21 protein-coding genes are annotated in these 26964 nt (G+C 38.1%); 13 read left to right on the top strand and 8 right to left on the bottom strand.

Annotated elements, in window-relative coordinates; genetic code table 11:
• Nucleotides 1–2: 2 nt before the first annotated feature.
• A complete protein-coding gene (locus ACFSW4_RS11480; RefSeq protein ID WP_377329420.1) occupies nucleotides 3–938 on the bottom strand; it encodes a hypothetical protein in 936 nt (311 codons plus the stop codon).
• Between the two features lie 152 nt (nucleotides 939–1090).
• Between ACFSW4_RS11480 and ACFSW4_RS11475 the strand changes: the two genes are divergently transcribed.
• Genes ACFSW4_RS11475 through ACFSW4_RS11465 form a run of 3 tightly spaced genes read left to right on the top strand, consistent with a single transcriptional unit; the run spans nucleotide 1091 to nucleotide 4221 of the window.
• Nucleotides 1091–1708, top strand: coding sequence for a TetR/AcrR family transcriptional regulator (locus ACFSW4_RS11475; protein WP_377329418.1), 618 nt, complete (start codon nucleotides 1091–1093; stop codon nucleotides 1706–1708).
• 15 nt (nucleotides 1709–1723) lie between these two features.
• Entirely contained in the window at nucleotides 1724–2620 is an 897-nt protein-coding gene (locus ACFSW4_RS11470) for an ABC transporter ATP-binding protein (protein ID WP_377329416.1), read from the top strand.
• Nucleotides 2620–4221, top strand: coding sequence for an ABC transporter permease (locus ACFSW4_RS11465; RefSeq protein WP_377329414.1), 1602 nt, complete (start codon nucleotides 2620–2622; stop codon nucleotides 4219–4221). The genes ACFSW4_RS11470 and ACFSW4_RS11465 overlap by 1 nt, the downstream gene beginning before the upstream one ends.
• 36 nt (nucleotides 4222–4257) lie before the next feature.
• Here ACFSW4_RS11465 and ACFSW4_RS11460 read toward each other — a convergent pair whose 3' ends face one another.
• Nucleotides 4258–4572, bottom strand: coding sequence for a CHY zinc finger protein (locus tag ACFSW4_RS11460; protein WP_054754476.1), 315 nt, complete (start codon nucleotides 4570–4572; stop codon nucleotides 4258–4260).
• Nucleotides 4573–4669: 97 nt separating this feature from the next.
• Between ACFSW4_RS11460 and ACFSW4_RS11455 the strand changes: the two genes are divergently transcribed.
• Both ACFSW4_RS11455 and ACFSW4_RS11450 read left to right on the top strand, forming a co-directional pair.
• A complete protein-coding gene (locus ACFSW4_RS11455; protein WP_279401814.1) occupies nucleotides 4670–5260 on the top strand; it encodes a CBS domain-containing protein in 591 nt (196 codons plus the stop codon).
• Nucleotides 5261–5341: 81 nt separating this feature from the next.
• Nucleotides 5342–6379 carry a DmpA family aminopeptidase gene (locus ACFSW4_RS11450; protein ID WP_377329412.1) on the top strand — a complete coding sequence of 346 codons (1038 nt, stop codon included), beginning with the start codon at nucleotides 5342–5344 and terminating at the stop codon, nucleotides 6377–6379.
• A 112-nt stretch (nucleotides 6380–6491) separates the two neighbouring features.
• Here the strand turns inward: ACFSW4_RS11450 and ACFSW4_RS11445 are convergent, their stop codons facing one another.
• The 4 genes from ACFSW4_RS11445 to ACFSW4_RS11430 form a co-directional block, all read right to left on the bottom strand.
• Nucleotides 6492–15542: a carboxypeptidase regulatory-like domain-containing protein gene (locus ACFSW4_RS11445; protein WP_377329410.1), complete on the bottom strand. Its 9051-nt coding sequence runs from the start codon at nucleotides 15540–15542 to the stop codon at nucleotides 6492–6494.
• Nucleotides 15543–15914: 372 nt separating this feature from the next.
• Nucleotides 15915–17045, bottom strand: a complete 1131-nt coding sequence (locus ACFSW4_RS11440) for a S8 family peptidase (protein ID WP_054754483.1) — start codon at nucleotides 17043–17045, stop codon at nucleotides 15915–15917.
• Between the two features lie 38 nt (nucleotides 17046–17083).
• Nucleotides 17084–18202 carry a S8 family peptidase gene (locus tag ACFSW4_RS11435; RefSeq protein ID WP_377329408.1) on the bottom strand — a complete coding sequence of 373 codons (1119 nt, stop codon included), beginning with the start codon at nucleotides 18200–18202 and terminating at the stop codon, nucleotides 17084–17086.
• A 62-nt stretch (nucleotides 18203–18264) separates the two neighbouring features.
• Nucleotides 18265–19386: a S8 family peptidase gene (locus ACFSW4_RS11430; RefSeq protein ID WP_377329406.1), complete on the bottom strand. Its 1122-nt coding sequence runs from the start codon at nucleotides 19384–19386 to the stop codon at nucleotides 18265–18267.
• A 289-nt stretch (nucleotides 19387–19675) separates the two neighbouring features.
• On the opposite strand from ACFSW4_RS11430, the gene ACFSW4_RS11425 reads away from it, so the two are divergent.
• Nucleotides 19676–19996 (top strand): hypothetical protein, encoded by a 321-nt coding sequence (locus ACFSW4_RS11425; RefSeq protein ID WP_054754484.1) that lies wholly within the window; start codon nucleotides 19676–19678, stop codon nucleotides 19994–19996.
• Here the strand turns inward: ACFSW4_RS11425 and ACFSW4_RS11420 are convergent.
• Nucleotides 19993–20433 (bottom strand): YaiI/YqxD family protein, encoded by a 441-nt coding sequence (locus tag ACFSW4_RS11420; protein ID WP_377329404.1) that lies wholly within the window; start codon nucleotides 20431–20433, stop codon nucleotides 19993–19995. The genes ACFSW4_RS11425 and ACFSW4_RS11420 overlap by 4 nt on opposite strands.
• A gap of 115 nt (nucleotides 20434–20548) precedes the next feature.
• Here ACFSW4_RS11420 and ACFSW4_RS11415 point away from each other — a divergent pair, with 115 nt between their 5' ends.
• Nucleotides 20549–21001 carry a chemotaxis protein CheW gene (locus ACFSW4_RS11415; protein WP_054754485.1) on the top strand — a complete coding sequence of 151 codons (453 nt, stop codon included), beginning with the start codon at nucleotides 20549–20551 and terminating at the stop codon, nucleotides 20999–21001.
• Nucleotides 21002–21079: 78 nt separating this feature from the next.
• On the opposite strand, the gene ACFSW4_RS11410 is transcribed toward ACFSW4_RS11415, so the two are convergent.
• Nucleotides 21080–21514: a FixH family protein gene (locus tag ACFSW4_RS11410; RefSeq protein WP_377329402.1), complete on the bottom strand. Its 435-nt coding sequence runs from the start codon at nucleotides 21512–21514 to the stop codon at nucleotides 21080–21082.
• 193 nt (nucleotides 21515–21707) lie between these two features.
• Between ACFSW4_RS11410 and ACFSW4_RS11405 the strand changes: the two genes are divergently transcribed.
• The 6 genes from ACFSW4_RS11405 (at nucleotide 21708) to ACFSW4_RS11380 (ending at nucleotide 26954) form a co-directional block, all read left to right on the top strand.
• Entirely contained in the window at nucleotides 21708–22091 is a 384-nt protein-coding gene (locus ACFSW4_RS11405; RefSeq protein ID WP_054754487.1) for a GntR family transcriptional regulator, read from the top strand.
• The gene (locus tag ACFSW4_RS11400) at nucleotides 22088–22990 is read left to right on the top strand and encodes an ATP-binding cassette domain-containing protein (protein ID WP_377329400.1); all 903 of its coding nucleotides are present in this window, start codon (nucleotides 22088–22090) and stop codon (nucleotides 22988–22990) included. Before ACFSW4_RS11405 ends, ACFSW4_RS11400 begins: the two co-directional genes overlap by 4 nt.
• Nucleotides 22971–23699, top strand: coding sequence for a hypothetical protein (locus tag ACFSW4_RS11395; protein WP_377329398.1), 729 nt, complete (start codon nucleotides 22971–22973; stop codon nucleotides 23697–23699). The genes ACFSW4_RS11400 and ACFSW4_RS11395 overlap by 20 nt, the downstream gene beginning before the upstream one ends.
• Nucleotides 23700–24359, top strand: a complete 660-nt coding sequence (locus ACFSW4_RS11390) for a hypothetical protein (protein ID WP_377329396.1) — start codon at nucleotides 23700–23702, stop codon at nucleotides 24357–24359.
• 76 nt (nucleotides 24360–24435) lie between these two features.
• Nucleotides 24436–25848: a LysM peptidoglycan-binding domain-containing protein gene (locus tag ACFSW4_RS11385; protein WP_054754491.1), complete on the top strand. Its 1413-nt coding sequence runs from the start codon at nucleotides 24436–24438 to the stop codon at nucleotides 25846–25848.
• A 92-nt stretch (nucleotides 25849–25940) separates the two neighbouring features.
• Entirely contained in the window at nucleotides 25941–26954 is a 1014-nt protein-coding gene (locus tag ACFSW4_RS11380; RefSeq protein WP_377329394.1) for a hypothetical protein, read from the top strand.
• Nucleotides 26955–26964 lie beyond the last annotated feature (10 nt).

Here is a 26964-nt window from a genome sequence, read left to right as displayed (position 1 = left end):
TATTAATATCCCATTGAATTCATCATTTGGTTTAATTCTTGCATTTCAATTAACTCACTGTTCTCTGGATCAATGGTGAATTCTACATCTTCACCAATGCTGTTATAGACAGTGTCTGACTGTAAGTTAATTTTGACAGGAGTGCCTTCATAATCAAAAGCTAAGTCTAAAATGAACTTCTGACTTTTAAGTTGGTCATCTTCTAAAGTGACATGTGTCTCAAATGTATTTAAGTCAACATCTTTAAGTGCTGTCTTCATTTCTTCAACACCTTGCTGAAGTTCATCTTCAGGAATGCTGTCGTCAAATTCAGTCACTAATTTAGAGAACATTTCAATTAATTCATCTTTAGAAAAAGTTGTGATATACGTATTTTCTTCTTTTGTAAAGTCCTCATCACTTTTTTCATTTAAAAAGTCAGTTAATATTGTAGTTGTCTTTTCTTGCATTTCTTGATAGTCAACTTGCGGGGCTTCCGTACCTTCTAACTCATTCATATCTAATTTTAATAGTTTACCTTTCAATTGTTCAGTATTCCCTAAGAACATGCCTAAATTATCAACTAAACTATCAGTCTCAACGTAAAGCGTTTGATTTTCTAAGTCTTGTAATACTGGTAAATCAATGTTAAACGTCATAGGACTCATGGTAGCTGACAAGTGAACAACCATCTCTTGAAGATTTTGAGTCATATCCATACGCTGATCAACACTGAATTCCATATCATTAACCATTTGAATATAAGGTTTAATCATGGGGTCTTGAACATCAGCTTCTACATTAACGTCTAGAGTACCTGTTGAATCTACTTTTTCCATTTCCATCATTGATTGATATGTATCAATCACAACTTCTTTATCACTTTTAGATTCCCCTGAAGAACAAGCTCCAAGCAATAGCGCCAACAACAAACTACTTAAGGCGACTTTTTTTAGCATGCTGTAAATTCCTCCCTTTTGTTTTCAAAAAATATAATATCACATCTTATATAAGATTAATAGTAAAATTTTGAAATTATGCATATTGACCATAGTGGTCTAATACATTTATAATGATATTGACCAATGCGGTCAAGGAGGTTGTCTAATAAATGGCATTTGATCACATTAAGGAAGATACACAAATGAAAATTATAAATGCAGCACTTAAAGAGTTCGCTGAAAAGGGTTATAAATTAGCTTCCACTAACCAAATTGTAAAACGAGCTGGAGTAGGGAAAGGAATGCTATATTATTATTTTAAGAATAAACAGGAGCTCTTTGAATTTTTAATTAGAAACAGCTTAGATGCAATCGAACATGATTATATTGAACAATTTGACCTTAATGAGACTGATTTTTTTAAACGTTTTAGTCAAATTGTAGAGCTTAAGATGAAAGTTCATTTCCAAAATGAATATTTGTTTAATTTTATGAGTGAAGTGTTTGTAATGGAAGATGCACATTTGCCAAATGATCAAAAGGAACGAATTAATACTTTGCGTATAGAAGGTTTCGCTAAATTGTATCAGAATATAGATTATTCTAGATTTCGGCAGGATTTAGATGTAGAGAAATCGATTCAGTTAATTCAATGGTCCATGGATGGTTATGCGAATACTCTGATTGATAGACTAAAAGGAATTGATTTTTCTAAGTTTGATTATAAACATTATCACGAAGAGTTTTTGGAATATCTTGAAGTTTTGAAGAAGGCTTATTACAAATAAAAGGGGGATTGAAAGATGGTTATGCTAAAGGCAGAGGGGCTTAAGAAACATTTCGGAAAAGTTCAAGCGTTAAGAGGAGTGGATCTCGAATTAAGTGAAGGGGAGGTTTACGGTTTTATTGGACCAAACGGTGCAGGTAAATCAACAGCAATTCGAATATTGTTAGGCATATTAAAAGCTTCATCAGGTAAAGCGACGATTTTTGGTAAAGATGTTTGGGATGATGCTGTTGAGATTCATAAGCGAATAGCTTATGTACCTGGCGATGTTAATTTATGGTCTAATTTAACAGGCGGGGAAGTCATTGATTTTTTCACTAAAATGCGAGGTGCAAAAATCGATACTAACAGAAAAGAGCAGTTAATTGAACGATTTCAGCTAGATCCTACTAAAAAATGCGGAACATACTCTAAGGGAAATCGTCAGAAGGTTGCACTTGTATCTGCATTTGCAGCAGATGCTGATTTATATATTTTAGATGAACCGACATCAGGGCTTGATCCATTAATGGAGCGTGTATTTCAAGAATGCGTTTTAGAAGCGAAAGAAGAAGGGAAAAGCGTTTTATTATCAAGTCACATCTTATCTGAGGTTGAAAAATTATGTGATCAAGTTGGGATTATTCGTAATGGTGAGATGATTGAATCAGGCTCATTAGACGAAATGCGACATTTAACTCGTACAACAATTCTACTTGAAACCAAGAATCCACTATCGTTTGACCACCTAGATGGAATACATGATTTAGAAAGTGACGGTAATAAGTACCGTTTTCAAGTGGATGCGGATCAATTAGACGGTGTTATGAAACAAGTAAGCGAAGCGGGAGTGATTAAGTTAGAGAGTGCACCACCAACTTTAGAAGATTTATTTATGAGACATTATGAAGGAGAAGCTGGAGGTGTGAAATAATGGGGAGTGGCCAATTTTTAAAAACTGGAATGTTAATGAAGCTGATTATTAGACGTGATCGTTTACGTTTCATTATTTGGCTATTTGGCTTTTTGACGATGACGATACTTACGGCCTGGGCATATAAAGATTTATATGCCTCACAAGCAGAACGGCAACAAGTGGCATCGACGATGGAGAATCCAGCTATTACTGCTCTATTAGGACCGGGGTTTGGGTTAGATAATTATACGGTTGGAGCCATGATGGCCCATCAGATGTTGGCAATCACGCTACTCATTATTGCTGTTATGAGTGTCTTATTAGTTGTACGCCACACTCGTGCAGAAGAAGAGGAAGGGAAAATAGAACTCATACGTGCCTTACCAAGCGGAAGATTGTCAAATTTAACATCAACTCTTTTAGTCATGTCGATGATTTATATCATATTAAGCTTAGCAACAGGTTTTGGTCTTTATGCTCTTGGTATTGAAAGCATGAGTTTTAATGGTTCCATGTTATACGGAGCAGCATTAGGTGTTACCGGGTTATTTTTTTCAGCAACAACGGCTTTCTTCGCTCAGTTAACCCAGACCTCTAAAGGGGCTGTTGGATTATCATTTTTACTAGTTGGATTAAGTTACCTCATTCGAGCGATTGGTGATGTGGTCAATGATACTATTTCCTGGTTTTCACCCTTTGGTTGGGTATTGAGATCAGAAGTATATGTCAATAACTATTGGTGGCCCGTTATGATGACATTCTTGCTGTCAATAGTCATTGTGATTATTGCTATGTATTTAAATTCAATTAGAGATCTAGGAGCAGGCTTTTTACCTTCAAAGAGAGGAAAGCGTGACGCAGGGGCTTTGACGAAATCACATTTAGGCTTAACAATACGATTACAGAAAACATCGATTATTTCTTGGGCAGTTGTGGCTTATGTATTTGGTGCTACCTATGGATCTGTCCTAGGTGATACAGACACGTATTTTGCTGAGATTGAAATGATGAAGGAAGTTATGGCGACTCAAGAGGGCGTATCCATGACGCTACAGTTTATTACGATGATCGCATCCATTATGGCTGTACTTTCAACCATTCCAGCTGTTATGGCTGTTAATAAATTGAGGAAAGAGGAAAAACGTAATCGAACAGAACAATTACTAGCAACAGCTTTACCAAGGGTCAAACTATTTGGTAACTATATTTTAGTTGCGATCTTTACAAGTATTATAACGTTAGGAGCAGGTGCGTTAGGTCTTAGTAGCGCTGGGGCTTGGGTAATTGAGGAAGACTTAACGTTTATGGAATTGTTTAATTCAATTATGGTATTTTTGCCTGCTTCATGGATCATGATTGGTGTAGCAAGTATTTTTATAGGTTTAGGTAGATTGAATAGTTTAGGGTGGATCTATTTAGGATTTATATTTATAGTCATTTATATGGGAGATCTACTTCAATTTTCGGATGCTGTGCGAAACATTTCCGCTTTTGAACATGTTGTGGACTATCCCATAGAAAGTTTTGAGTTTATGAGTTCATTGATTCTCAGTGTGATTGCTGCGGTCTTTATGGTGTTTGGTTTATGGTTATATAGAAGAAGAGATGTGGAGGGTTAGATGATGACTTGTCGCCAAATTAGGCGACAAGATATACTAAACCTTAAAATATAAATCGTGATGAAGCTGACAACCAGGATTAAACTTTGCTTGGCAATTTGGGCATTGGTTAGCAGAATTCAAATATTCATTCACCGTTAATTCATGCCTGCAGATGCCGCATAGAACCGCTTTTTGATTAAACTCTTCTGGTTCCCAGCGTTCAATAGAGTGACTGACCGATTCTTCATGGCATTTATAACATGGATAGTAAGCGTTACAACATTTGAATTTAATAGCAATCACATCATATTTACTATGATAGTGCTTACAACGTGTTTGCTTGTCGATTACGGAACCGAAAACTTCCATTAAGTTCACCTCAGTAGCCTTTTTGTCTATTATATCTTCTGTGCATAATATCACTTCTTTTGCTAAATATAAATGGTAAAAGGAGTGATTTTTTATTATGCAAAATTCAATCAAAAACTTAATGAGTACAAATGTTGTATCTGTTACCCCTCAGCAATCTTTAAAAGAAGCGGCTGAATTAATGGTGCAAAACGATATCGGCGCTATTCCGGTTGTTGAGAATGGTGCGTTAAGAGGAATTATTACAGACCGTGATATTACAACGCGTGCAACGGCAATGGATAAGGACGGAAACTGTACAGTAGGTGAGTGCATGAGTGATCAGCTCACTACAGCAGATGCGAGCATGGATATTCATCAAGCAGCACAATTAATGGCAGAGAAACAAATCCGTCGTTTACCGGTCACAGAAAATGGTCAATTAGCTGGGATGTTATCACTTGGTGACCTAGCCACTCAAAACATATTCCAAAATGAAGCGAGTCAAGCTTTATCAAACATATCGTTCCCAGCCCATAACAAGATGGCTCAGCAAGGTCAACAGGCTAATCAAGCTCAACAAGGCCAAGCCCAAATGGGTCAGCAACAGCAGTCGCAAATGAACCAGCAACAAGCTCAAATGGGACAGCAGGCTCAGCAGCAACAGCAACAAAACCAACAGAACCAAGGCCCACAAAATTATCAATAAATAATCAACCGTTTTACTCAGAGATGAGTGAAACGGTTTTTTAATTAAGTTAAACTAAAAAGAAAAGGAGTGGAGGCATTGGTGAAACGGATTCGAGACTATGGTTATAAAATAGGAACAATGAACACTGGTAAACTTAATAAAATAACAGATGTACATGGTGTGAAAGTCGGTCATCAAACGTTCGCTAAAGGTGATCTTCATACAGGCGTTACATCTGTTTTTCCCCATAATGGAAATGTTTTTAAAGAAAAAGTCGTTGGGGCAACACATGTCATAAATGGTTTTGGAAAGACAGTTGGTTCTATTCAGATTAATGAATTAGGCACAATTGAAACCCCGATTTTACTCACTAATACCTTTAATGTTGGAGTTTGTTCGGAGGCTTTAATTGAGTATACGTTAAAACAGAACCCTGAAATTGGGCGCACTACTGGAACGGTTAATCCTTTTGTTGGTGAATGTAATGATATGATCTTAAATGATATACGTGCCATGGCTTTGACTAAAGAAGATGCCCATCATGCTCTTAACAAAGCACGTGTAGATTTTGAGGAAGGAGCCACTGGGGCCGGAACTGGCATGTCATGCTTTGGTTTAAAAGGAGGAATAGGCTCATCCTCAAGAATCATTCAGTATGAGCATGGTACATACACACTAGGAGTTCTTGTCTTATCAAATTTTGGACAACTCGATCAGTTTCGCATAGATGGCCGAGATATCGGTAAAAGTTTAAAGCAGCAACTTGATGTTACGTCAGAACCAGATAAGGGTTCTATTATGGTGGTGGTCGCAACAGACTTACCGGTTAGCCACAGACAACTGAGAAGAGTGATTAAACGATCAGCTGCAGGCATTTCACGTACGGGATCTTTTTACGGTAATGGAAGCGGGGATATTGTCATTGGGTTTTCAACTGACAATAAAGTTCCGCATAACTCTAGTAATGGTCTTCAAAGTTTTAAAGCGATACATGAGGATGACATCAATCAAGCGTTTCAAGCTGTAAGTGAAGCGACAGAGGAGGCTATATTAAATTCAATGGTCACTGCTAAAACCACAGTAGGGAGAGGCGGGAAGAAGATTTACTCATTGAGGGACTTTTTACCGATGACTTAACGGCAAGTTTAGTGATTGTTACGTTAAGTATTATGGATGTTACGATAACTTTTTTTAAATTATCGTCAAGTTATAAAAAGGGTGACTCAGTTATGAGCCACCCTTTATTAATTTATTCACTTGTTACAATCAGCTGCATCTGTTCGCTTAAGTCAGATGTTCCTGCGAAGTTTTCGGCTTCTGTTTTTAAGAAGTGGTTTCCATTCGAGAATTCAATTTCAATAGCGAACTCCCCATCTGAATTAGCTTTACCTGAGCCAACTAGATTTGTTTTATTTCCTTTAGTTTCATATATATTAACAGTAGTAAATGGCTCTGCTTGTCCAGTTAATGTCACAAGTGATTCATCAGTTTTTAACCGTTTCTGATCCCAAGCAGGAGTACTTGGAGGTTCTTGCTCCGCATTTAGAGCATAGTCCATAGCTTGAACAAATAGTGCTTGTCCATCTTCTGTCCATCCGTAACCAGGTCCGATCATATTGTTGACTGCAAATGAAGATAGTAATAAATGAACTGACTGCTGACTTCGATAACTATAAGCGACTGCAGTCCCTTTAGTTTCACCATCCACTTGAAGATCTCCTAATTGATGTCCTGGATAGTTAACAAAAGCAGAGTATGGACTCTTCTCACTATGAATTGTCATCTCATCTGGCAATCCTTCAAAAATTGGATGTTCTGAATCGCTGACGTTAAGAATGACTTCTCCTTCGTCGTATCCATCATCTCCACGTTCTGGGTAACCTACTGTATCTTTAAGAGTAGGAATTGAGCCACGATTCGCCCCCCATGTACCAAGGAAGGCTAAGCTAACATCATGTTCATCGGTGGCATCGATTAATTCTTGAAGCTGCTCCGGATTTCCTTCACTTGAGTTAAGAATAATCAAATCGTATTCAGTGACATCTTGAGCAACATCCCAATCTCGTCCTTCAGCGTACAAGTCATGGTCATTTAATAGAGTCTGAAGTTTGTTTTTAAAATCTCCTACGACAGCAACTTTTATGTCATTTAGAAGAACATCAACAGTAATTGGTTTATCTCCAAGGACTGTTTCAATCGTTTTATTTAAATAACCATCCCGTTTAATTTTCAGTACATAATCATCTGGTAAAAGTTGATCGAAATTAAACTGGCCATCTTCACTTGTTTCAACTGTCTCAATTGGTTCTGTTTCATCACCAATATATAGCTCAACAGTCGCACCAGATAATGTTCCTTCATTCTCAGCATCCATAACTTGACCAGTAATTGGTTGACCTTCAATGGCCTCAAGCGTAAAGTTTAGTTCAGCAGAATGTCCTTGAGATTCTACTGTGACTGATTTGGTGTCTTCATGATAACCACGAGCTGATACGCTCACGTCATAAGTTCCAGTACCAATACCGATTTGGTACTCGCCGTTAGCATTGGTTGTCGTCTCAATGTCGAGACCCGGAATACTAACAGTGGCATTTGCAATTGGTTCATCATTAACATCAGTTACTGTACCACGAATCTCACCAATGCTAGCATTTAGCGCCCAGTTCATAGCATTCTGGTAGAAGATGTGAGCCTCATCTGTCCAGTTCGATGTTGGATCTGAGTAGCTGCCAATTTGAAACCCAGACAGTAGTAGGTGCACACTATTCGCAGTTCGGAAATCATAGCCGATACCATCCCCAATAACACCCTCTTGATCATGAGAAATGGAGCCAATAGTTGTACCGCTATAATCTTCGTAAATCGCATACTGCTGATTATTGTCGCCATCATCTAATATGCGGAACTCTTCATCCTGAATACCAGCAAATAGTGGGTGATCTTGCATCGTTTTAATATTGATGTGACCTGGCACAAAACCATGCTCAACATCAGCAGGGTCGCCGAGTAAATCACTTAAATCACCAATCGTGCCACCACCATATTGCGATGCGAAGATAACACTAACTTCATGCTCGTCTGTTTTTTCAATGAAATCGGTAAACAGTTCATCACTCGTATAATAAGAGTGATTGTTATAGATAATTAAAGCGTAATTTGGAATTTCTGAAATAAACTCATCTAAATCTGTATAGTTAATGTAATCGGCATCGTACCCAGCATTTGTCATGACTGATTCAAATTCATCAAACCGAGATGACATCGTAATGACAGCAACTTTTTCGGAGTAAGGCATGAAGACTGAAACGTCCGTAGTTTCATTATGCTTGATGTCAATGTTTGTTTCTGTTGTGGTCATATACCCTTCAGCCATGACCTGCAAGTCATAACTACCAATAGGGAGGGTTAATTCAAATTCTCCATTTTCATCTGTTTCAACAGAAGCTGGTGTCCCTAAAATGTTAACGGTTGCTCCGGAAATAGGCTCTTCAGTTTCACCATCTAAAATTTGACCACTTAATGTTCCGATGTCGTTAGATTGTATAGTGAAAGTTTCATTATAAACTTCGCCATTTTCAACCGTTATAGAAAATTCACCAGTTTGATGACCAAATGCTTCAATTTCTAATGTGTAAGTGCCTTCTTGTAACCCTAAGAAAAACTCACCATCAGCATTTGATTCAATGATTTTCCCTGTTTCTTTAACCGTCACCGTACCTGCAATTTGCGTACCTAAATCGTTATTAATAACACCATTAACGTCGGCTGCTAAAGATTCTTCATTGTCTAATGTCCAAAGAATGGAGTTATTAATGAGCTTGACAAGCGTTTCATTGAAGTAACGTGGCTCATCAGGGCTAAACTGATACCCGAATGTTGTATTAGCAAGTAGCACTTCAACGGAATCTGTCGTTCTTCCTTTATACGCGGCTAAATCACCTAGGTCACCTTCAGTTGGATGGTTGACTGTAGCTACGGTATGACCATCGTACTCATCAAATGCATAATAGTAATCTGAACGACTTTCGAAAGAGTAAGTGTCATTAACCTCTAATCCAGCTGTAATTGGGTGTTCAGCAATAGGTTTAATTGTCTTATCAGCGTCTCGTTCTCTTATTTCAACTTGCGGATTATTCTCATACTGATGTAAAAAGCGTATGCCGCCTCGACCATTTACATGTCCTGTCCAAATAACAGATAATTTTTCTTGATCAATTGCTTTAAGGAAACGATCAAATTCTTCCTCTGTCGGTTCGAGGTCACGATTATAGTCTGAGTTAGCAATGACTAAATCTAAATCACTAAGTTGATCCAAATCAGTATAGAATAGCTCTTTTGTATTAAAGCCTCGACCTTCTAAATAGTTAGCTAGAGTTTCATCATTTGATTGGTTATCTACAATGATCCCCACAAGAGGAGAAGGCTTCATTCTAATTGTCAGATCTAAATTTTCACCTGGATTTATAGAAATGTTAAGTTCTTTCGTAACATAACCATCTGCTGTTAAGGTTAATGTGTATTCTCCAGGCTCCATTCGATCGATGTTAAATGCTCCTTGAGTATTGCTTGTCGTTTCTCGCGGAATTCCATCAACATTGATGTTAACATCTTGAATGGCTTGGCCATCCTGTTCATTCTCAATTACACCACTTATAGATCCTGCTTCTTGGTGTACCTCTAATTTAACGTTAACAGGTTCATTGCCATGACTAGCAGATGCTGAAATGGTTTGAGATTCATATCCAAATGATTCCACTTCTATTTCATAATCACCTTCTAGTAATGCAATGGAGTATTCGCCATTATCATTTGTGGTAGTTTCAAAGCTTTCGCCAACGACTTTAACAGTTGCATCAAGAGGATTCCCTTCTTGGTCTGCCACTGTTCCATTAATGGTCGGGAATTCAGCATGAGCTGCCCAAACGATGCTATCAATAAGTAGTTCTTTACCTTCTGCTGTGTAGTCATCCGCATCATGACTAAAAGTAAAACCGTACCCTCCAAGTAATAGTTCAACGCTGCTTTCTGTCCTAGGTTTATAACCCATTCCAGGTCCATAAGGTTGGTTTAAATCTCGGTTTTTAATGTCGGCGATATTATAACCACTATATCCACCATAAGCAGCAATGCGTCCACTTCCAGGTGGTAGAATTTCAATGGTGTCCCCGGCTTCTAAATCACCAAATATCTCATGTGGTTCAGTGACGACATATTCTGTGCTAGATGAATGGTCAGCTCTGTTTCGACTAGATGGATCACCGCGTCTTTCGACTAATTGATTTAAAGGAGATGATGTATAATACGTTTCTCCAAATACGACACTTGTCTTCGATTGATCGGCTTTATGAAGTAATTGATCTATCTGATCTCTAAGGTCAAGACCTAGACCATTCACAAACACGACATCAAATTCATCTAAACGATCTATAATCTCATCATCAGAAACTTCTTCTACTGGAATACCGACTTCTTCTAACACCGATTCGAAACTACGTTCACTTGAATAGTAATCATCTAGTACTGCTACAGATGGAACTTGTGTAAGTTCCACATTTTGTTCAATAGGTACAGAACCGACTTCAAGTCTGGTGGATTCCTGTATATAATTTTCTTTATTAAGCTTGAGCGTGTAGTGGCCTTCATCTAAATCTAAAAATTCATAGTATCCTTGTTCGCCAGAAGTTGTTTCTGAAACGACTTCTCCTTCCTGATGGAGTGTAATATCAACACCTGCTAAAGGTGCACCTGTCAGCGAATCTATGATTTCGCCAGTGACCGAACCACCTTGCGTTGAGACTAATACAATATCTAAGTTAACAGGTTCTCCATTTTTAACCTCAACTTCTTGCGTCTTTGTCTCGTAACCAGATGCTCTGATTTTCAGGGTATACGTCCCTACATCATGATAGAAATTAAGGTCGCTTTGATCATTGTATTGATAACCTGTTTCGACAACTTCAACTGTAGCGTTAAGCGGATCGCCTTCCTCATTCTTAACCGTTCCGGTGACCTGACCGAATTCAGCTGATAACAAGTAATTCATACTGTTTAAGAAAACGTTTTGCATATCTTGTTGCCAGCTTTGGAAAGGAGAAGACCATGGTGACGCCGAATGTGTCGATAGTAACAAGTGCGCACTATTCTCACTAACAGGCTTATAAGCAACACCTGTACCGACTAATCCAAGTTCGGATGATCCAATTTCTGCAAGGTCCCTGCCTGAATATTGATTGAACCATGCGAAGTCGCCGCTTCGGCTGCTTAACTCTAAATAATCTCCAACTTCATAACCTTCAAAAATAGGATGTTCTTCATTTACCTTTAAAGATACTGTTCCCGACCCATAATTATGAAGAAGCTCTTGTGGGTCCTCATAATAATCAGTTAAATGGTGTATACTTCCATAACTCTGGCCCCAAGTATCAGCGAATACTAGATTCACATCGAACTCTTTTGCTTTTTGAACTAATTCATTAAAGGTTTCTTCATCAGGTGGTTGTCCGTCTGTGGTATAAGCACCATTTAAGTAAACGATATCGTAACGATTGATGTCCTCAATAATATCCCAATCACGTTCCTCAGCTAGGAATCCATTTAAATTGAGGAGTTCAGTGATTTCTGATTCATAGTCATTCAAAACAGCGATGCCAATTGGCTTTAATGTAAATTCGAAATCATTAAGGGTATTAGCTGTAATATCAATTGTTTCCGTTTTAGTTTCAAACCCATTTAAATTAAGTGTGACATCATAAGTTCCAGCATAAACTTCAGATTGTTCAAATAAACCATTTGAATCTGTTGTTCCATTTACTGGAGTATCTTTTAATTCGACTTCAACATTCTCAATCGCTTCGCCTGTTCTTTCGTTTGTAACGGTTAGCTTTAGTGAGCCAGCTTCTGCTTCTTGTAGTGTAAAGTCTTGATTGATTTCATAACCAGAGACGAATGTGATCGTTTCAGTGATTTGTTCATAACCATACTCACTGACTTTGACCTCAAATTCCCCTGGGGCATGTTTGAATGTATACTCACCTTGCCCACTCGCTGTTGTAGCTTGCCCTGTTTCTTCTATGGAAACGTTAGCCTCTATTCCTTGACCAGCATCATCTTGAATCACACCAGTTAATATTCCGGGAGCAATAAATTGTTCAATTCCAGATAAATGAGGAATGAAGACTGATCCTGGCATAATAACAGGAGTTGACGTACTGTAATTTGGAAGTGACCCTTTCTTTAGGATTTCCCCTGTGAAAGCATCCATCCACATAAGGGTGCCATTTGTGTTTGAAATGACTAGAATACCGTTACTAGTAATAGCACCATTGTTTAAAATCGTCCCTGTCTGATCGTTAGACCATATTTCTTCGCCATTTTGAACGTTAAAGGCGCGGACGATTGGCTGACTCGCTGAGCTAACAATGACCATATCACCATAAACAATAGGGGAGTTAGCTTGCGAATCGCCAACTTGGTTTGTTTTCCATATAAGCGAGCCATCGTTCGCATTTAGGGCGTGTAAAGTTCCATTACTACCCATGTTTGAAGACAATGCATAAACGTTACCGTCCTTATATACGGGATGGGATAAAAACCCTTCATTTTCTTCTAGAGTATAGCTCCAACTAGTGGAACCGTCGTCTAGGTTTAATGCTCTTAATGTTTTATCTTCAAACGTTCCGACGTATAAATATTCGTCTCCAAGAGTAGGGTTAAAGAATGACGAGGCATTGATATCAACCGACCATTCTACTTGACCCGTATGGGCACTTAGAGCATAAACTGTTGTTTCAGTATCCATACTAGACCCTACGTACACGGTTTCATCTTTAACAATTGGAGCTTCGTATACTGCTGGTTGTCCGATGTCTTGACTCCAGAGTGTGCGTCCTGTTTCAAGATCTAATGCATAAATGGATTGATCTGAACCACCTGATACATAAACAACGCCATTGTGAATAGTTGGAGTAGAGCGTAACGTATCACCTAAACGTATACTCCATAACTCTTCCTGTGTATTAATATTAAGAGCTGTCACCCAGCCGCGATCAGTTGTAAAAACCATTGTATTCTCAGCTGCTGAAGGGGAAGAGAATATAATCTGCCCTTTTGTATCGGTGTTATAAGACCAATTATTTTCTAATTGCTCGATATCAATACTATTAGTTGATACGGCATTACGAGCAAAGTTCTGGTTTGCTGTTTTCCAATTTGGTTCACCAGGATTAGGGTTTGGTTCAACGTTAATATCAATATTTGTATCTTGAGTTAGCTCAATCGTTTTAGTTGTGCCTAATATGTCTGAACCTGTTAATTGTAATTCGTAAGAGCCAACAGGTAAGTGATCGATGGTAAATTCTCCATTTTCATCCGTGCGAATCGTATTTAACGGTGTATCTTTAACTCGAATGAATGCATAAGGTACCGGTTCACCTGATTCGCTGTTTAATACGTGCCCGGTTACGGTATACGATTCGGCTTGATCTAATGTCCAGTTCACTTCAGTTGTATCATTTTTTTCAATTGTGATGGTTGTTTCAAAGTCCACATAACCAAATGATTGAACGATGACCTCATGTTCCCCTTCACGGATCTTATGAGTGAAGCTTCCATCTTCAACCTCAATCGTTTGGTTTAAATCTGGTAATAGAATTTCACCAGAGATCTTTTCGCCGTCTCCATTTGTAATTTCTCCTGTGAATGTTCCGGCAAAAGCAGCTTCTGTTACAGCTTGATAAATGTTTAAAATACCAGTGCCGTACTGAGTGTTAGGCAATTCACCCATATGTGCTTCTTTTCGGGTTGTATTTTTTAATAGATCAGCAATTTCCTGAACACTAAGATTAGGCTTTGCGCTTAAAAGTAGCGCAATGGACCCAGCTACGTGTGGTGTAGCCATTGAGGTACCGCTAATTGTGTTATACTTACCTTCACCTGGCCAAGCTGAATAAATTTCATGACCAGGTGCCGCAAGGTCTGGTTTTATATAACTGACCATTTCACCATCTTCGTTTTCCCAATATACTGGACCACGACTAGAGAAAGATGCAATCTGGTCGTAACGATCGGTAGCACCGACCGCAAATGAATCTACAAAACTAGCAGGAGATCCAATCGTTTGAGCACCTGGCCCATCGTTTCCGGCTGCAAATAATGGGAAAATACCTGCTGAAATCCAAGCCTGTACATCGTCGTAGAATTCTAAAGTATAAGTATTTGAGTTACCCCAAGAATTGTTAACGACATGAGGTGCTTTACTTGGGTCACCTCCAGGAGCCATAAACCACTGAAACGCTTCGTGAATCGCTGATAGAGTAGTAGAACCACTATCTTTAAATATCTTTGCGGCAATCCATTCAGCACCAGGAGCAACACCGATTGGTTCACCCTCACCCCCGCCGACTGCTGTCCCGGCAACATGAGTACCATGACCATGTCCATCACCTGGAGTCTCGTAACCGTCACCAGAGAGATCAATCCATGATGATTCGTGATCACCGTTTCTACCGCGGTAATTATGTCTAAGAGCTTCATGATTACCATCTACGCCTGTATCCATAATTCCAACGACTATGTTTTCACCAGTAATTCCATAATCTCCCCATACTTGAGGAGCATTAATTTTTTCAAGTCCCCACTCTGGTAGATTAGGGGTACTTTCAACAGTTACTTTAGGGACCTTTAATGTTTCATCTAACTGAATACGTTCGACATCTTCACGTTCTTTAAGAGACTTTAACGCTTTTTTATTGATACTTGCGACAATACTATTATTAATCCAAAGTTCATTTTTAACAGCAGCTTGCCCTTTTGATTCTAGTGCAGATAGAGCTTGCTTTAACCCTTTTTGCGATGCTTGAGCTTTTGTCTTTAAGGTTTCTCTAACGTGTTCAGCACGCTCAGCTTTCGTTTTACCTTTAATATTTTGGTATATGGACTGGAAATTCGTTTGGTCTTTTAAGTGAATAATAACATTCACTTGTTCTTTTTCTTGGAGTTGTTTTGAAATTTGTTTATCAATTTTAGGTGGGGCATTTGGTTCTCGTGGCGTTTGTTCGGCAAGCTTAGGTGTAAATCCGAGGCCTGACAGGATGTTTTTAAGTTCCTCTGATTCATTTGGCTCGTTGTCTTGCTCTTCAAAGGCTTTCTCGCGTTCCTTCTCAATTTCTAATTCGCTTTTTTCAACATCACTGTCAGCATGAATCGAAGTTATAAGTCCTGTGTTAACCCATGTCGAAAAAAGCATTAGTAGAATCATCGTAATAGGTAATAATTTCCTATTTAATTTTAAATACTTTCTCATACACACCCTCCCAATTAATTTATTGCATCTTATTTCAGCAAAGTTTAATGAATACCTCTGTGAAATGAAATAAATAAGTCTTTAGTTGGGTAGGAATGGTAAATAAGGTTGATAGGCTAGTGGTACGAACGACTGACTGTTTTTTGCGGAAATTTGTCGAAGGAGATAAATGAAGTCAGATATTGTTTTTACATCAAAAATCAGATCGATTTTTGTGCTATTTAATAAAAAATAGTAGGAATATAGAAGAGGGGGAGTTAAGATCACAAACGAAGTGCGCTTTGTGAAACCCGCGTTGTGCTTGCAGAAAGAACTAAAAAAAGCTGCCCATCAGTCATTAATTATGACTTTTAGGACAGCTCTTATAGTTAATTATTGATTAATGGCATCTAATGATTGAACTAAACCTAAGCCATATTGGCCAGAATCACCTAAAGGTTGTGCGGTATCATTTAATAACTGACGAAGTTCAACATTAGATAAACCTGGCTTAGCTGCCCAAACTTGAGCTGCTACACCTGCTACGTGTGGTGACGCCATTGATGTACCGTTATAAGAATCATAACTGTTACCAGGAACAGAGCTTAGGATATTAACACCAGGTGCTGATAATTCAACAGCAGGCCCTGTGCTCGAGAAGCTTGCGCGTTGATTATTTTGATCAACCGCAGCTACCGCAATAACAGATTGGTATTTTGCAGGGTAACCAACGCTATCATTTTTACCGCCTTTGTTACCGCTATTACCTGCTGCTGCAACCACTAACACACCCTCATCATATGCTAGATTTGCAAAATCTTCTAAGATAGAAGAGCTTTGTGATCCACCTAGGCTCATATTAATAATATCCATGTCATTATTAATAGCCCATTCAATTCCTTCAGCGATACCAGAATAAGATCCGCTACCATCATTGTTTAATACTTTTACCGCATATAAAGAAGCTTGTGGTGCAACGCCTAGCACACCTAATCCATTATCTAGTCCTGCCACTGTACCAGCTACGTGAGTACCGTGACCATTCCCATCATTACAAGGGTCACTATTTTCAGCATCATCAAATACTGAGTGACCACCAGATACATTTAAATCTTCATGGGAACAATCAATACCCGTATCTAGTACAGCAACTTTAACGCCGTTACCTGTGTGTCCGTCATTTTGAGCATCAGTGCCTTGAACATGTGGGATGCCCCATGGAGTTGTTTGCGCAAAAGCCTTAACTTTAGCATCTTTTTCAACTGCCTCAATTTGAGGATGGTTGAGTAAACTTTTAGCCTGATTATCGGAAAGACTTAGTGCCACTACTGGAAGCTTAGTAAAAGTATGTTTGATGTCTTGGTCTTCAACACCGAAGGCTTTTAGTAAACCTTTTTCAGCTGGACCGTCAAATTTTACTAAGTAGTCTGATTTAGATTGTGGCTCGACTTCTTGTGCGAAGCCTGTTTGAAGCGGCATTAGTAGTAAAACCAATGCACTTAAAATGAACAGTATCTTTTTCATTATAGACCTCCTAAAGGGTTTTTATATTAAACGCTAGATTAATAGGAAATGGCTTCAAAAGATTGTACAAGACCATTTCCATAATGGAATGAACTACCAAGGTTTTCTGCTGTATTATTAAGTAGTTCACGTAATTCAACGTTCGTTAAATTAGGCTTAGCTGCCCAAACTTGAGCTGCGACACCTGCCACGTGAGGCGATGCCATAGAGGTTCCATCGTAAGAATCATAACTATTACCTGGAACAGTACTTAACACTCCTACGCCTGGGGCAGAAATTTCAACTGCGTTACCTGCACTTGAGAATGAAGCGCGGTTATTGCTTTGATCAATTGCTGCTACTGCCATGGCGGATTCATATTTAGCTGGATAGCCAACCGTATCGAACCATCCTAACCAAGTACCACTATTACCAGCAGCCGCAACTACTAAAATTCCTTCTTGATATGCAAGGTCGACAAACTCCTTTAAAACATCTGAACTTACAGACCCACCAAGGCTCATATTAATAACATTCATATCATTATTAATCGCCCATTCAATACCTTCAGCAATGCCGGCATAAGAGCCACTACCGCTAGAATCAAGAACTTTAACGGCATACACTTCAGCATCAGGTGCTACGCCAACAACACCTAGATTATTATCGAGGGCAGCGACTGTACCAGCAACATGCGTCCCGTGGCCATTACCATCGTTATAAGGTGAATCACCAAAAACAGAGTATCCACCAGCGACATTTAAATCCTCATGGGATGCATCTACACCAGAATCTAATATCGCAACTTTAACGCCCTCTCCAGTATGACCGTTGTTTTGGGCTTCTGTTCCTTGAACATGAGGAATTCCCCACGGTGCTTCTTGGGCAAAAGATTGCGCCTCAGCATTTTCTTCTACGTGCTTAATTTGAGGATTATTTTTAAGTCCTTTTGCCTGCTTTTCAGTAAGTGTAACGTTATAGACTGGCAATTGGTTAAATTCATGAACGATATCCTGACTCTGTACGCCAAATGCTTTTAACAACCCTTTTTTGGCAGGACCATCAAATTGTACTAAATATTCATCTTTTTCTTGAGTTTTCGCTTCATCAGCGAAACTTGTTTGTAATGGAACCATTAATAAAAATAATGTTGTTATTAGAACTAGAAACTTTTTCAAAATTAGCCTCCTAAAATTTTGATCAGTAGGGAAGAGGAGTAGCCTCATCCCTACTGAATTAATTAATTTGCAATAGCATCAAATGATTGAACTAAGCCGTTACCATAATAATTTGAGTTTCCTAGATATTGTGCTGTGTTGTTTAACAGTGAACGTAATTGAGAGTTTGATAGATGTGGTTTAGCTTGCCATACCTGTGCTGCAACCCCAGCTACATGAGGTGATGCCATTGATGTTCCATTTAAGGAATCATAGCTGTTTCCAGGCATCGTGCTATAAATATTAACTCCTGGTGCTGCCAGCTCAACAGCAGGACCGTGGCTTGAGAATGAAGCACGGTTGTTGTTTTGGTCTACAGCTGCAACTGCGATGACAGAGTCATACTTAGCTGGGTAGCCAACTGTGTCACTCCAGCCCCAAGAGTTACCACTATTACCTGCAGCTGCAACAACTAAAATACCTGCATTATAGTAAGCATAATCTGCATAATCCTTTAGAATAGAAGAGCTTTGGGATCCTCCTAAGCTCATGTTAATAATATCCATGTTATTTTGAATTGCCCATTCAATTCCTTCAGCAATTCCAGCATATGACCCGCTTCCATTACCATCTAACACTTTTACAGCATATAGGTTAGCTGAAGGAGCTACGCCTAAGACACCAGAATTATTGTTCAAGGCTGCAACGGTACCAGCAACGTGTGTACCATGCCCATTTCCATCGTTATAAGGTGAATCACCAAATACAGAATAACCACCTGAAACATTTAAGTCGCCGTGTGAAGCAGCGATTCCAGTATCAAGAATCGCAACGTTTACACCGTTACCAGTGTAACCATAACTTTGAGAAGTTGTTCCTTGGACATGTGGAACGCCCCATGGAACAGTTTGTGCAGTGGCTTTAGCTTCTGCATTCTCCTCAACAAATTTAATGTGCGGGTTATTAGATAACCCTTTTGCCTGTTTATCCGTAAGTTTTACGTGGTATACAGGTAATACCTGAAATTCATGTAAGATATCTGACTCCTCAACACCAAAGGCATTTAAGACACCTTTTTTGGCAGGGCCGTCAAATTCAACTAAATACTCTTGTTTTGCAGATGCACTTGCATCATCTGCAAATACGGTTTGAAGTGGTATGAGCAAGAATGCTAACACACCGATCAAGACGATTAACTTTTTCACAACATTTCCCCTTTCAAAAAATTGAATTTTTCACACGACAATCACAAATATACTGCCTTGAACGTTTGATTATTCTTGATAGTGTCTGAATTGATAAAATATTATCATTATTTAAAATTTATAGTAAATAGTGCTTAAGGGGTAACTTTTTATCGAATTAAATCGAAAAAGCACGAAGAGGCATAATTTTTCTACCATTTATTTGGAAAATTCTAGATTTAATTGGGTGTTTAGTGTAAATTAAGGGTAGGGGAATGGGTGATTTTCACTTAAAAGGTGGGAAAATAGGATGAAAAAGAACTTACTTACGATTTTTTACTTTATAGTTGTAAGCCTTTTGAACCTTTATCCAATCTATATATCGATTGCGGTGGTTGGTTTTGTGAACCGTAGTGGGCATAATGTAGATGGTTGGTTACAGGTACCATTATTCACAGTAGGATTGACGTTGTTAGCAGTTATCATGACAGTACCAGTATATTTAATCGCTTGGCAGTTCGGCCAAAAATATATTCAGCACTTTAAGACAAGAACTTATACCATCCTAATGACAACAGTGATTGTTTGCCTATCTGGATGGTATGTGTATACGGCAATTAGATTGTACTAAGAAGAGATGACTTTTTTAAACATTCGTTTGAACTTGTCGCGATCTTGATCTGTCATTGCTTTTGGACCTTTAGTTTTTTGGCCGCTTTTACGTTCCATAGCACTTGCATATCGCGCATTCAAAAGAGTGTCCATTTTTTCAGCTGTGTAAATAAACCCTTTATGGTGGAGGATTGTGCAATTTTTAGCGAGTAAAAGAGAAGCCAGTCCGTAGTCTTGGGTGATAACGACATCTCCCTGACTTACGAGTTGCATAATTTTATAATCAGCTGCTTCGTTTTCAGAATCAACGTAAATCGTTTTTACATGTGGGTCTTCAACCTTGTTAGAGAAATGAGAATAGCTTCTAATTAGAATTACCTCAAGCCTTTCTTTTTTAGTTTCCTCTATAATAATGTCTTTGACAGGACAAGCGTCTGCATCTACATAAATTTTCATTTTTTATCACCCTTAATAATTGTAGCATGTCTTCATAACATTGACTTAACTATATGGTTGGGTTAGGCTTTTTAATAAGTAAAAATATCCATTTAAGCTAAAGGCGGTGGCAACTATGGACCAATTTGTGGTCTTTCGTATGCGTGAAGAATATTATGGTGTGCCGATTGAACAAGTACAGGCTATTGAGAAAGTTCCAGATATAACGAGGGTTCCTCAGGCACCTAATTATGTGAAAGGAATCGCTGATATCCGAAATGAAGTGACAACTGTTATTGATTTAAAAGAGTTACTTCAGGTTGGAGAAGTAAAAAAGGATGCATCATCGCGAATTTTATTAATTAATTTGCATGGGTTACATTTAGGTCTTATGGTCGATGAGGCCAAAGAAGTCCTAGGTATAGATACTGAAACAGTGGAGGACCCACCACAAATGGTAGGTGGAATTGATCAAGAGTACATATCAGCAGTTTCAAAGCAAGATGATCGGCTTTTAGTGTTAGTTAATTTAGAGAAGATATTAAATGTACACCAAATTGAAGAAGTTAAAGAAGCCGTTGAGGCATAAAATAGGCATTCAAGCGATTTAAGCTTGAATGCCTTCTTCATTACATAAAGGGGGAGGTTCATCTATCAATAATACGGTTTATTTTGCTTTTACTTCAAACTCATGTTTTGGCATCACGTGCTGTGACTTAGCTGTTACATGAGCGTACATCTGATACGTACCATCTTCTTCAAATGTGTACGTTGCTTCATAAATCCCGTCTTCGGTATAGGTTGTCTCAATCTTTTCACTGTCATCTTCATGACCTTTCTTCCATACCTCAAACGTGACTTCTTCTGCTTCAGCGATTGGTTCTTCATCATGTGTGACCTGCGCTTGAAGCGTTTGTTCACCTAATTCTGTTTGATCTTGAACTAAAATTTCAACCACAACCGGTATTAATGAATCGTCTTTCTTATCTTGGTTTTCACCATGTTCAGAATGGTTGTCTTCTTGTTCAGCTTCTGATTGTCCTCCGCAAGCAGTTAATAAAGAAACCAACATGATTAAAGTTATAAACATTATTTTTTTCATTGAATTTTCTCCTATTCAATTTCTTCTATCTCCTACTCTAACATAACCTAACAACCTATAAACCGTTCAAATGTGACTACTATCTGAAAAAACTTTGAACATTTTAGTATTGCAAAAGATGGAAATTAGCATATAATAAGATTAGTACATTACATCACTAATGCACTATTCCACATAGGAGGTGGAAATTCTATTGGTTTTAAACAACGACAGTTCTAAGCCTATTTATATCCAAATTGCGGAATGGTTAGAAACAGAAATCATAAATGGCAATATTAATGCAAATGAAAAAATGTATTCACAATACCAGCTTGCTGATTTATTTAATATAAATCCTGCAACGGCAGCGAAAGGAATTAATATTTTGGCACAACACGATGTGCTTTATAAAAAAAGAGGGCTTGGGATGTTTGTACAGGAACAAGCCAAAGACCAAATTTTACTAAGAAGAAAAAATGAAAACTTAAAACAAATGATTCATGACTTTTTACAAGAAGCAGATTACTTAAATATTGGAGATCAGGAACTTATGGAATTAATCGAAAAGGTTAAAAAAGAAAGGTGGGAAAATTCATGAATGTCGTTGTGTGCAAAGATGTGTTGAAAAAGTATAACAAACATCTCGCCCTTGATTCATTATCTGTTGAGCTTAAGGAGAATAGATTAATCGGGTTAATTGGCCGTAATGGGGCAGGTAAAACAACGTTATTAAAAATGTTAGCTGGCCAAATTGTCCCGACTAGTGGAGAGGTAAGAGTATTTGGTGAACGACCTTTTAACAATTTAAAAGTATCGGTCAATTCAATTTATGTGGATGATCAAATGAATTTCTCTTTAGAGATGACTATTAAAGAAATTCTAACGGCGGCGAATATGTTTTATCCAAACTGGGATCAAACGTTAGCTGATCGATTAATTGATTACTTCGGAATTTCTATTGATGTGTACCACGATCAATTATCAAAAGGTAAGGCATCAACATTTAATGCGATTTTCGGGTTGGCTTCAAGATGCCCGCTAACAATGTTCGATGAACCCACAACAGGCATGGACTATTCGGTTAGGCAAGATTTCTATCGAGCGCTACTTAAAGATTACATGGCTCATCCTAGAACAATGATTATCTCAAGTCATTTACTAAATGAATTAGAGACCATTTTAGAAGAAATAGTCTTGATTAAAAACGGTTCGTGTATCCTTCATAACTCAATAGAAGACTTTAAAGAATTTGCAACAGGTCTTACTGGAGATGAAGAGTCTATCCAATCAGTCGTAAATGGGGAAGACATAATTTATAGGAAACATTTAATTAAGAAACAAGTCTACAACGTTGTTGGAAAGTCATTAAGTGAAATAGAAAAGCGACAATTAAGTGAAGCTGGCGTTAGTATAACAAAGGTAGACGCCGCAGATTTGTCGATGTACTTGACGAGTGAAACAAAAGGGGGAATTGATGATGTCTTTACATCATCCTAATTTATGGAACGTCGTAAATAAACAATGGAAGTATAAATGGATAAGTTACAAAAGTGTGTTTCAAGGTTTGATTATCGTACAGATTATTGCGATTGTTTTCTCGCTATTAGGAGTAGGAAATGGTGGTTTTGGATCGGGTGCTTTTCATCTAAATGTTCAGTATGTTTCGGGTGATATCGTCTTTTTCTTTACGTGTATTTGGGCTTTTTTTATTGCGCTTGCAATTGATCGTATGGATAACAGGTTAGCTGAACAAATATTTGTGAGTAATGCTATGAGTCATCACTTGTCGAATATTATGTTCATTGGGGTTTCGAATGCGATTGGAGCAATATCAGTGATCATGGCAAGCTTCTGTGTGAAAATACTTCACATTTGGATATTTGGTTTAGATGCCTTTGTGTTTTTTGGAGAATACACATTACCTGGCTTAATCACGTTCTTTTTAACTACCTTCTTCTACTTAATTTTGTTTAGTGGCGCAGGATATTTAATTGGTAGCATTATGAGGCAAGGTAAGATCATGAAAGTAGCAACTATCGCAATTGTTGGTGGGATGATCTTCTTACAAGAAAGCCGGCTTGAACCAGTGTTCATTTTCTTCGGTCAAGAATCACACCTTGTATTATTTATTACAAAAGTGCTGCTGACGAGTTTAATCAGCTTTGGATTAGCAGTCGTTTTCTCGCGCCGACTGGAGGTGCAGTAAATGACTTCAATAATCTTTATACTTTTATTATTAATAATAGTCACAGCTGTGGTTTCAATCGTGAGTAAACGTTCTTATTCCCCTAATAATTTTTTTGCAAGAAGACATAGTGCCCTGTTATACGGTTATTTAGGGGTACTAACGACTATGAGTATTATTTATTTTATTACGTTGCAATCGGTAGAGCACGTACAAGGGTTTGAAGTCTCAAATGAAGAAGAACTAAAAAATGAGTTTGGAGTTGCGTATGAGAAAAATCAACTAAATGATGAAGCTATCAAGGTGATCGATGAGTGGACGTTTAATACGGATTTAGAAGAATTAATAGTTCAAGATGTATTTTCTGCAATTAAAATTGTGGTTAAAAATAGTGGTCAACCTGGAGAAATTAAAGTGACTCAATTGATGATGAATATTGACCACCCAGTGGTGGATCAAATTCCATCTGCAAAAGTCTTTTTTCAAGAAGAAACTGGAGAGTTAATTATTGAGGAAAATAGTGAATATGTTACTGTCCGGGGTGCCTACAAAGAGTTTCCGATGAGACAAATGGAAGGTACATCCATTATGGGCGATGATTATAATTTAGATTACGATCTTTATCAGCAGCATATTATCGTTGAAGTGCCTAAAGGTGTTAAAGCCGAAGTAGAGTACTAGGGTTATTTTTAGCCCATAGGACAAACACGACATGAATAGGATAGATATAGGTAAACCAGAAGGAGGTTATATCGCGATGAATATTCATGTCGTAAGGAGTGGTGATACTCTTTGGCGCATTGCGAGGAGATATAATACAACAATTGATCAAATTTCCTATGTAAATGGTTTAGAAGACTTGGACGTGTTGGTGATTGGTCAGGCGTTAGTTGTACCAGACCCCGCTGTAGAATATGTCGTTCAGCCAGGTGATACGTTATGGCGAATTTCTCAAGAGTACGGCATTCCTTTAAATGAACTATCTGAACATAATAATATCGCGAACCCAAGTGTCATTCACGTCGGTGATATGTTACAAATGCCTTACCGCACTCATTCAGTTCAAAGCGGCCAAACATTATGGATGATCGCGCAGAGGTATGGAACAACTGTTTCAGAGATTGTTCGAATCAATAATATTGACAATCCATCGCAGATTTATCCAAATCAAAAAATTAGAATTCCAGTAAAGCCTCTGCCTTTAACGGAGGTCAATGCTTATATCACTCAGACTGAAGAAGAAGGAAGGCGAGAAGTGTTAGAGGTTGGCAGGCACTTAACGTATTTAACGCCATTTACTTATGGGTTTAGTGAGGATGGAAGTCTGACTAGTTTTAACGAGCAGGCGGTTATTAATGCCGCCTATGACACAAATACCGTACCGTTACTTGTGTTAACTAATTATGTTAATGACACATTTGATTCAGAGCTAGCTTCAATTTTGTTTAATAACCCTAACCTGCAGGACACTTTAATTAATAATATGCTTAATGTCATGAAGGAAAAAGGGTATCAAGGTGTTAATTTTGACTTCGAGTATGTCTATCCGGAAGATCGTGAAGGTTATAATAATTTTCTAAGAAGAGTGGTTGAACGTTTACGACCACAGGGATATATCGTCTCATCCGCTTTAGCGCCTAAAGATTCCGGAGATCAAGTAGGCTTATTATATGAAGGTCATGATTATGAATCTCACGGTGAGATTGTAGATTTTGTCGTCATCATGACTTATGAATGGGGCTGGTCAGGTGGTGAACCATGGGCCATTGCACCAATAGATGAGGTTCGTGAAGTTCTGGATTATGCAGTGACCGTTATTCCTCCTGAGAAAATTATGATGGGGGTTCCGTTGTACGGTAGGGACTGGAAAATTCCGTGGGTGCAAGGCACGTACGCGACCACGGTTAATCTAGATGAAGCCATTGGTCTAGCTGCGGAGTACGGAGCGAATATAAACTTTCACCCAAAGCATCAGTCACCTTATTTTGAGTATACGGATGAAACGGGCCAACGACATGAAGTCTGGTTCGAGGATGCGAGAAGTGTTCAAGCTAAGTATGAAACGGTTAAAGATTATGGGTTAAGAGGTGTGAGTTATTGGGTATTAGGAATACCATTCATGCAAAACTGGCCAGTATTAGAAAGTGAGTTTAGGGTTAAAAATGAATGAATAATCGCCCGATTCTAGCTAATGAATCGGGCATTATTTGTGTCATGGGCGGATATCTTGCTAAAATATATTAGTTAGTGAGGTGTCGAATCATGTTAATGCGAAGAATTGATCCAGCATCAGGTGCGATTATTATGGCGAATGGGATCTTTTTGTACGGTGGCATACAAGCCTTTCCTTATATAGATCAATATTTAGGTGAAGTGTTAGCAATTTTATTATTTATAGCCTGGACTGGAATTTATTTACGACTAACGGTGCAATTTTTTCAGAAGGATTTTTTGCTTCCTTTTCTTAATAATCCGATTCAATCTTTTACGATAGGCACATGGATAGCGGGGGTCTCAGTATTATGTAATGTTTTATTAAAATATTTCCCTGAAACTCTGCTCTTTTTGCAGGTAATGTCTATTATTAATATTGCTTTATGGGCAATCTTTCTCGTTACAATGATTAAAAGTTTCAAGACGTTACTAAAAGAGAAGAACAGTTCAATTCATGGAGTTATTTTATTATCGACGGTTGGGACCCAGTCAATAGTGATTTTGTTAGAGAATTTGTTTACCTGGGTGCCAGAAATTATTTTTGAATCGCTTGTCCTGTTAGGGGTCTTATTCTATATAGTAGGTGTATTTTTGCTAGCAAGACGATATTTAACAACGAAATGGACTTTGATTGATGATTGGAAGAATACGAATTGTATTATACATGGAGCGTTGTCCATTACAGGCCTTGCAATGGTGACAGGCGGGTTAATGACAACCGGCTTTATGATCTGGTTTTGGATGTCTGTATTTGTCCTACTTGTAATCGTTGAGGTAATTGAAATAATACGTGCTTATAAACGTATTAAGAAGTTAGGGTTTATTAAGGGTGTATGGACGTATCATATTTCTCAGTGGTCTAGAAACTTTACATTTGGCATGTTCTTCGCATTTACGTTAGCGATGAACTTGAACTCTGTTTATAATTTTCCTGAATACTTCATTCATTTTCAATTAATCTTGCTTCCTTTATGGGCTAAGGTCGTTTTATTAACACTTATATTAGAGATCTGGTTGTCATTTTACTCTATAACCACTTCGCGAAAAATGTCGATTTATTAGATCTTTCATA

Source organism: Piscibacillus salipiscarius (assembly GCF_042685285.1).
Lineage (GTDB): Bacteria > Bacillota > Bacilli > Bacillales > Alkalibacillaceae > Piscibacillus > Piscibacillus salipiscarius.
The sequence above is the reverse complement of the archived record's forward strand: the minus strand, read 5'-3'. Positions and strand labels throughout refer to the sequence as shown.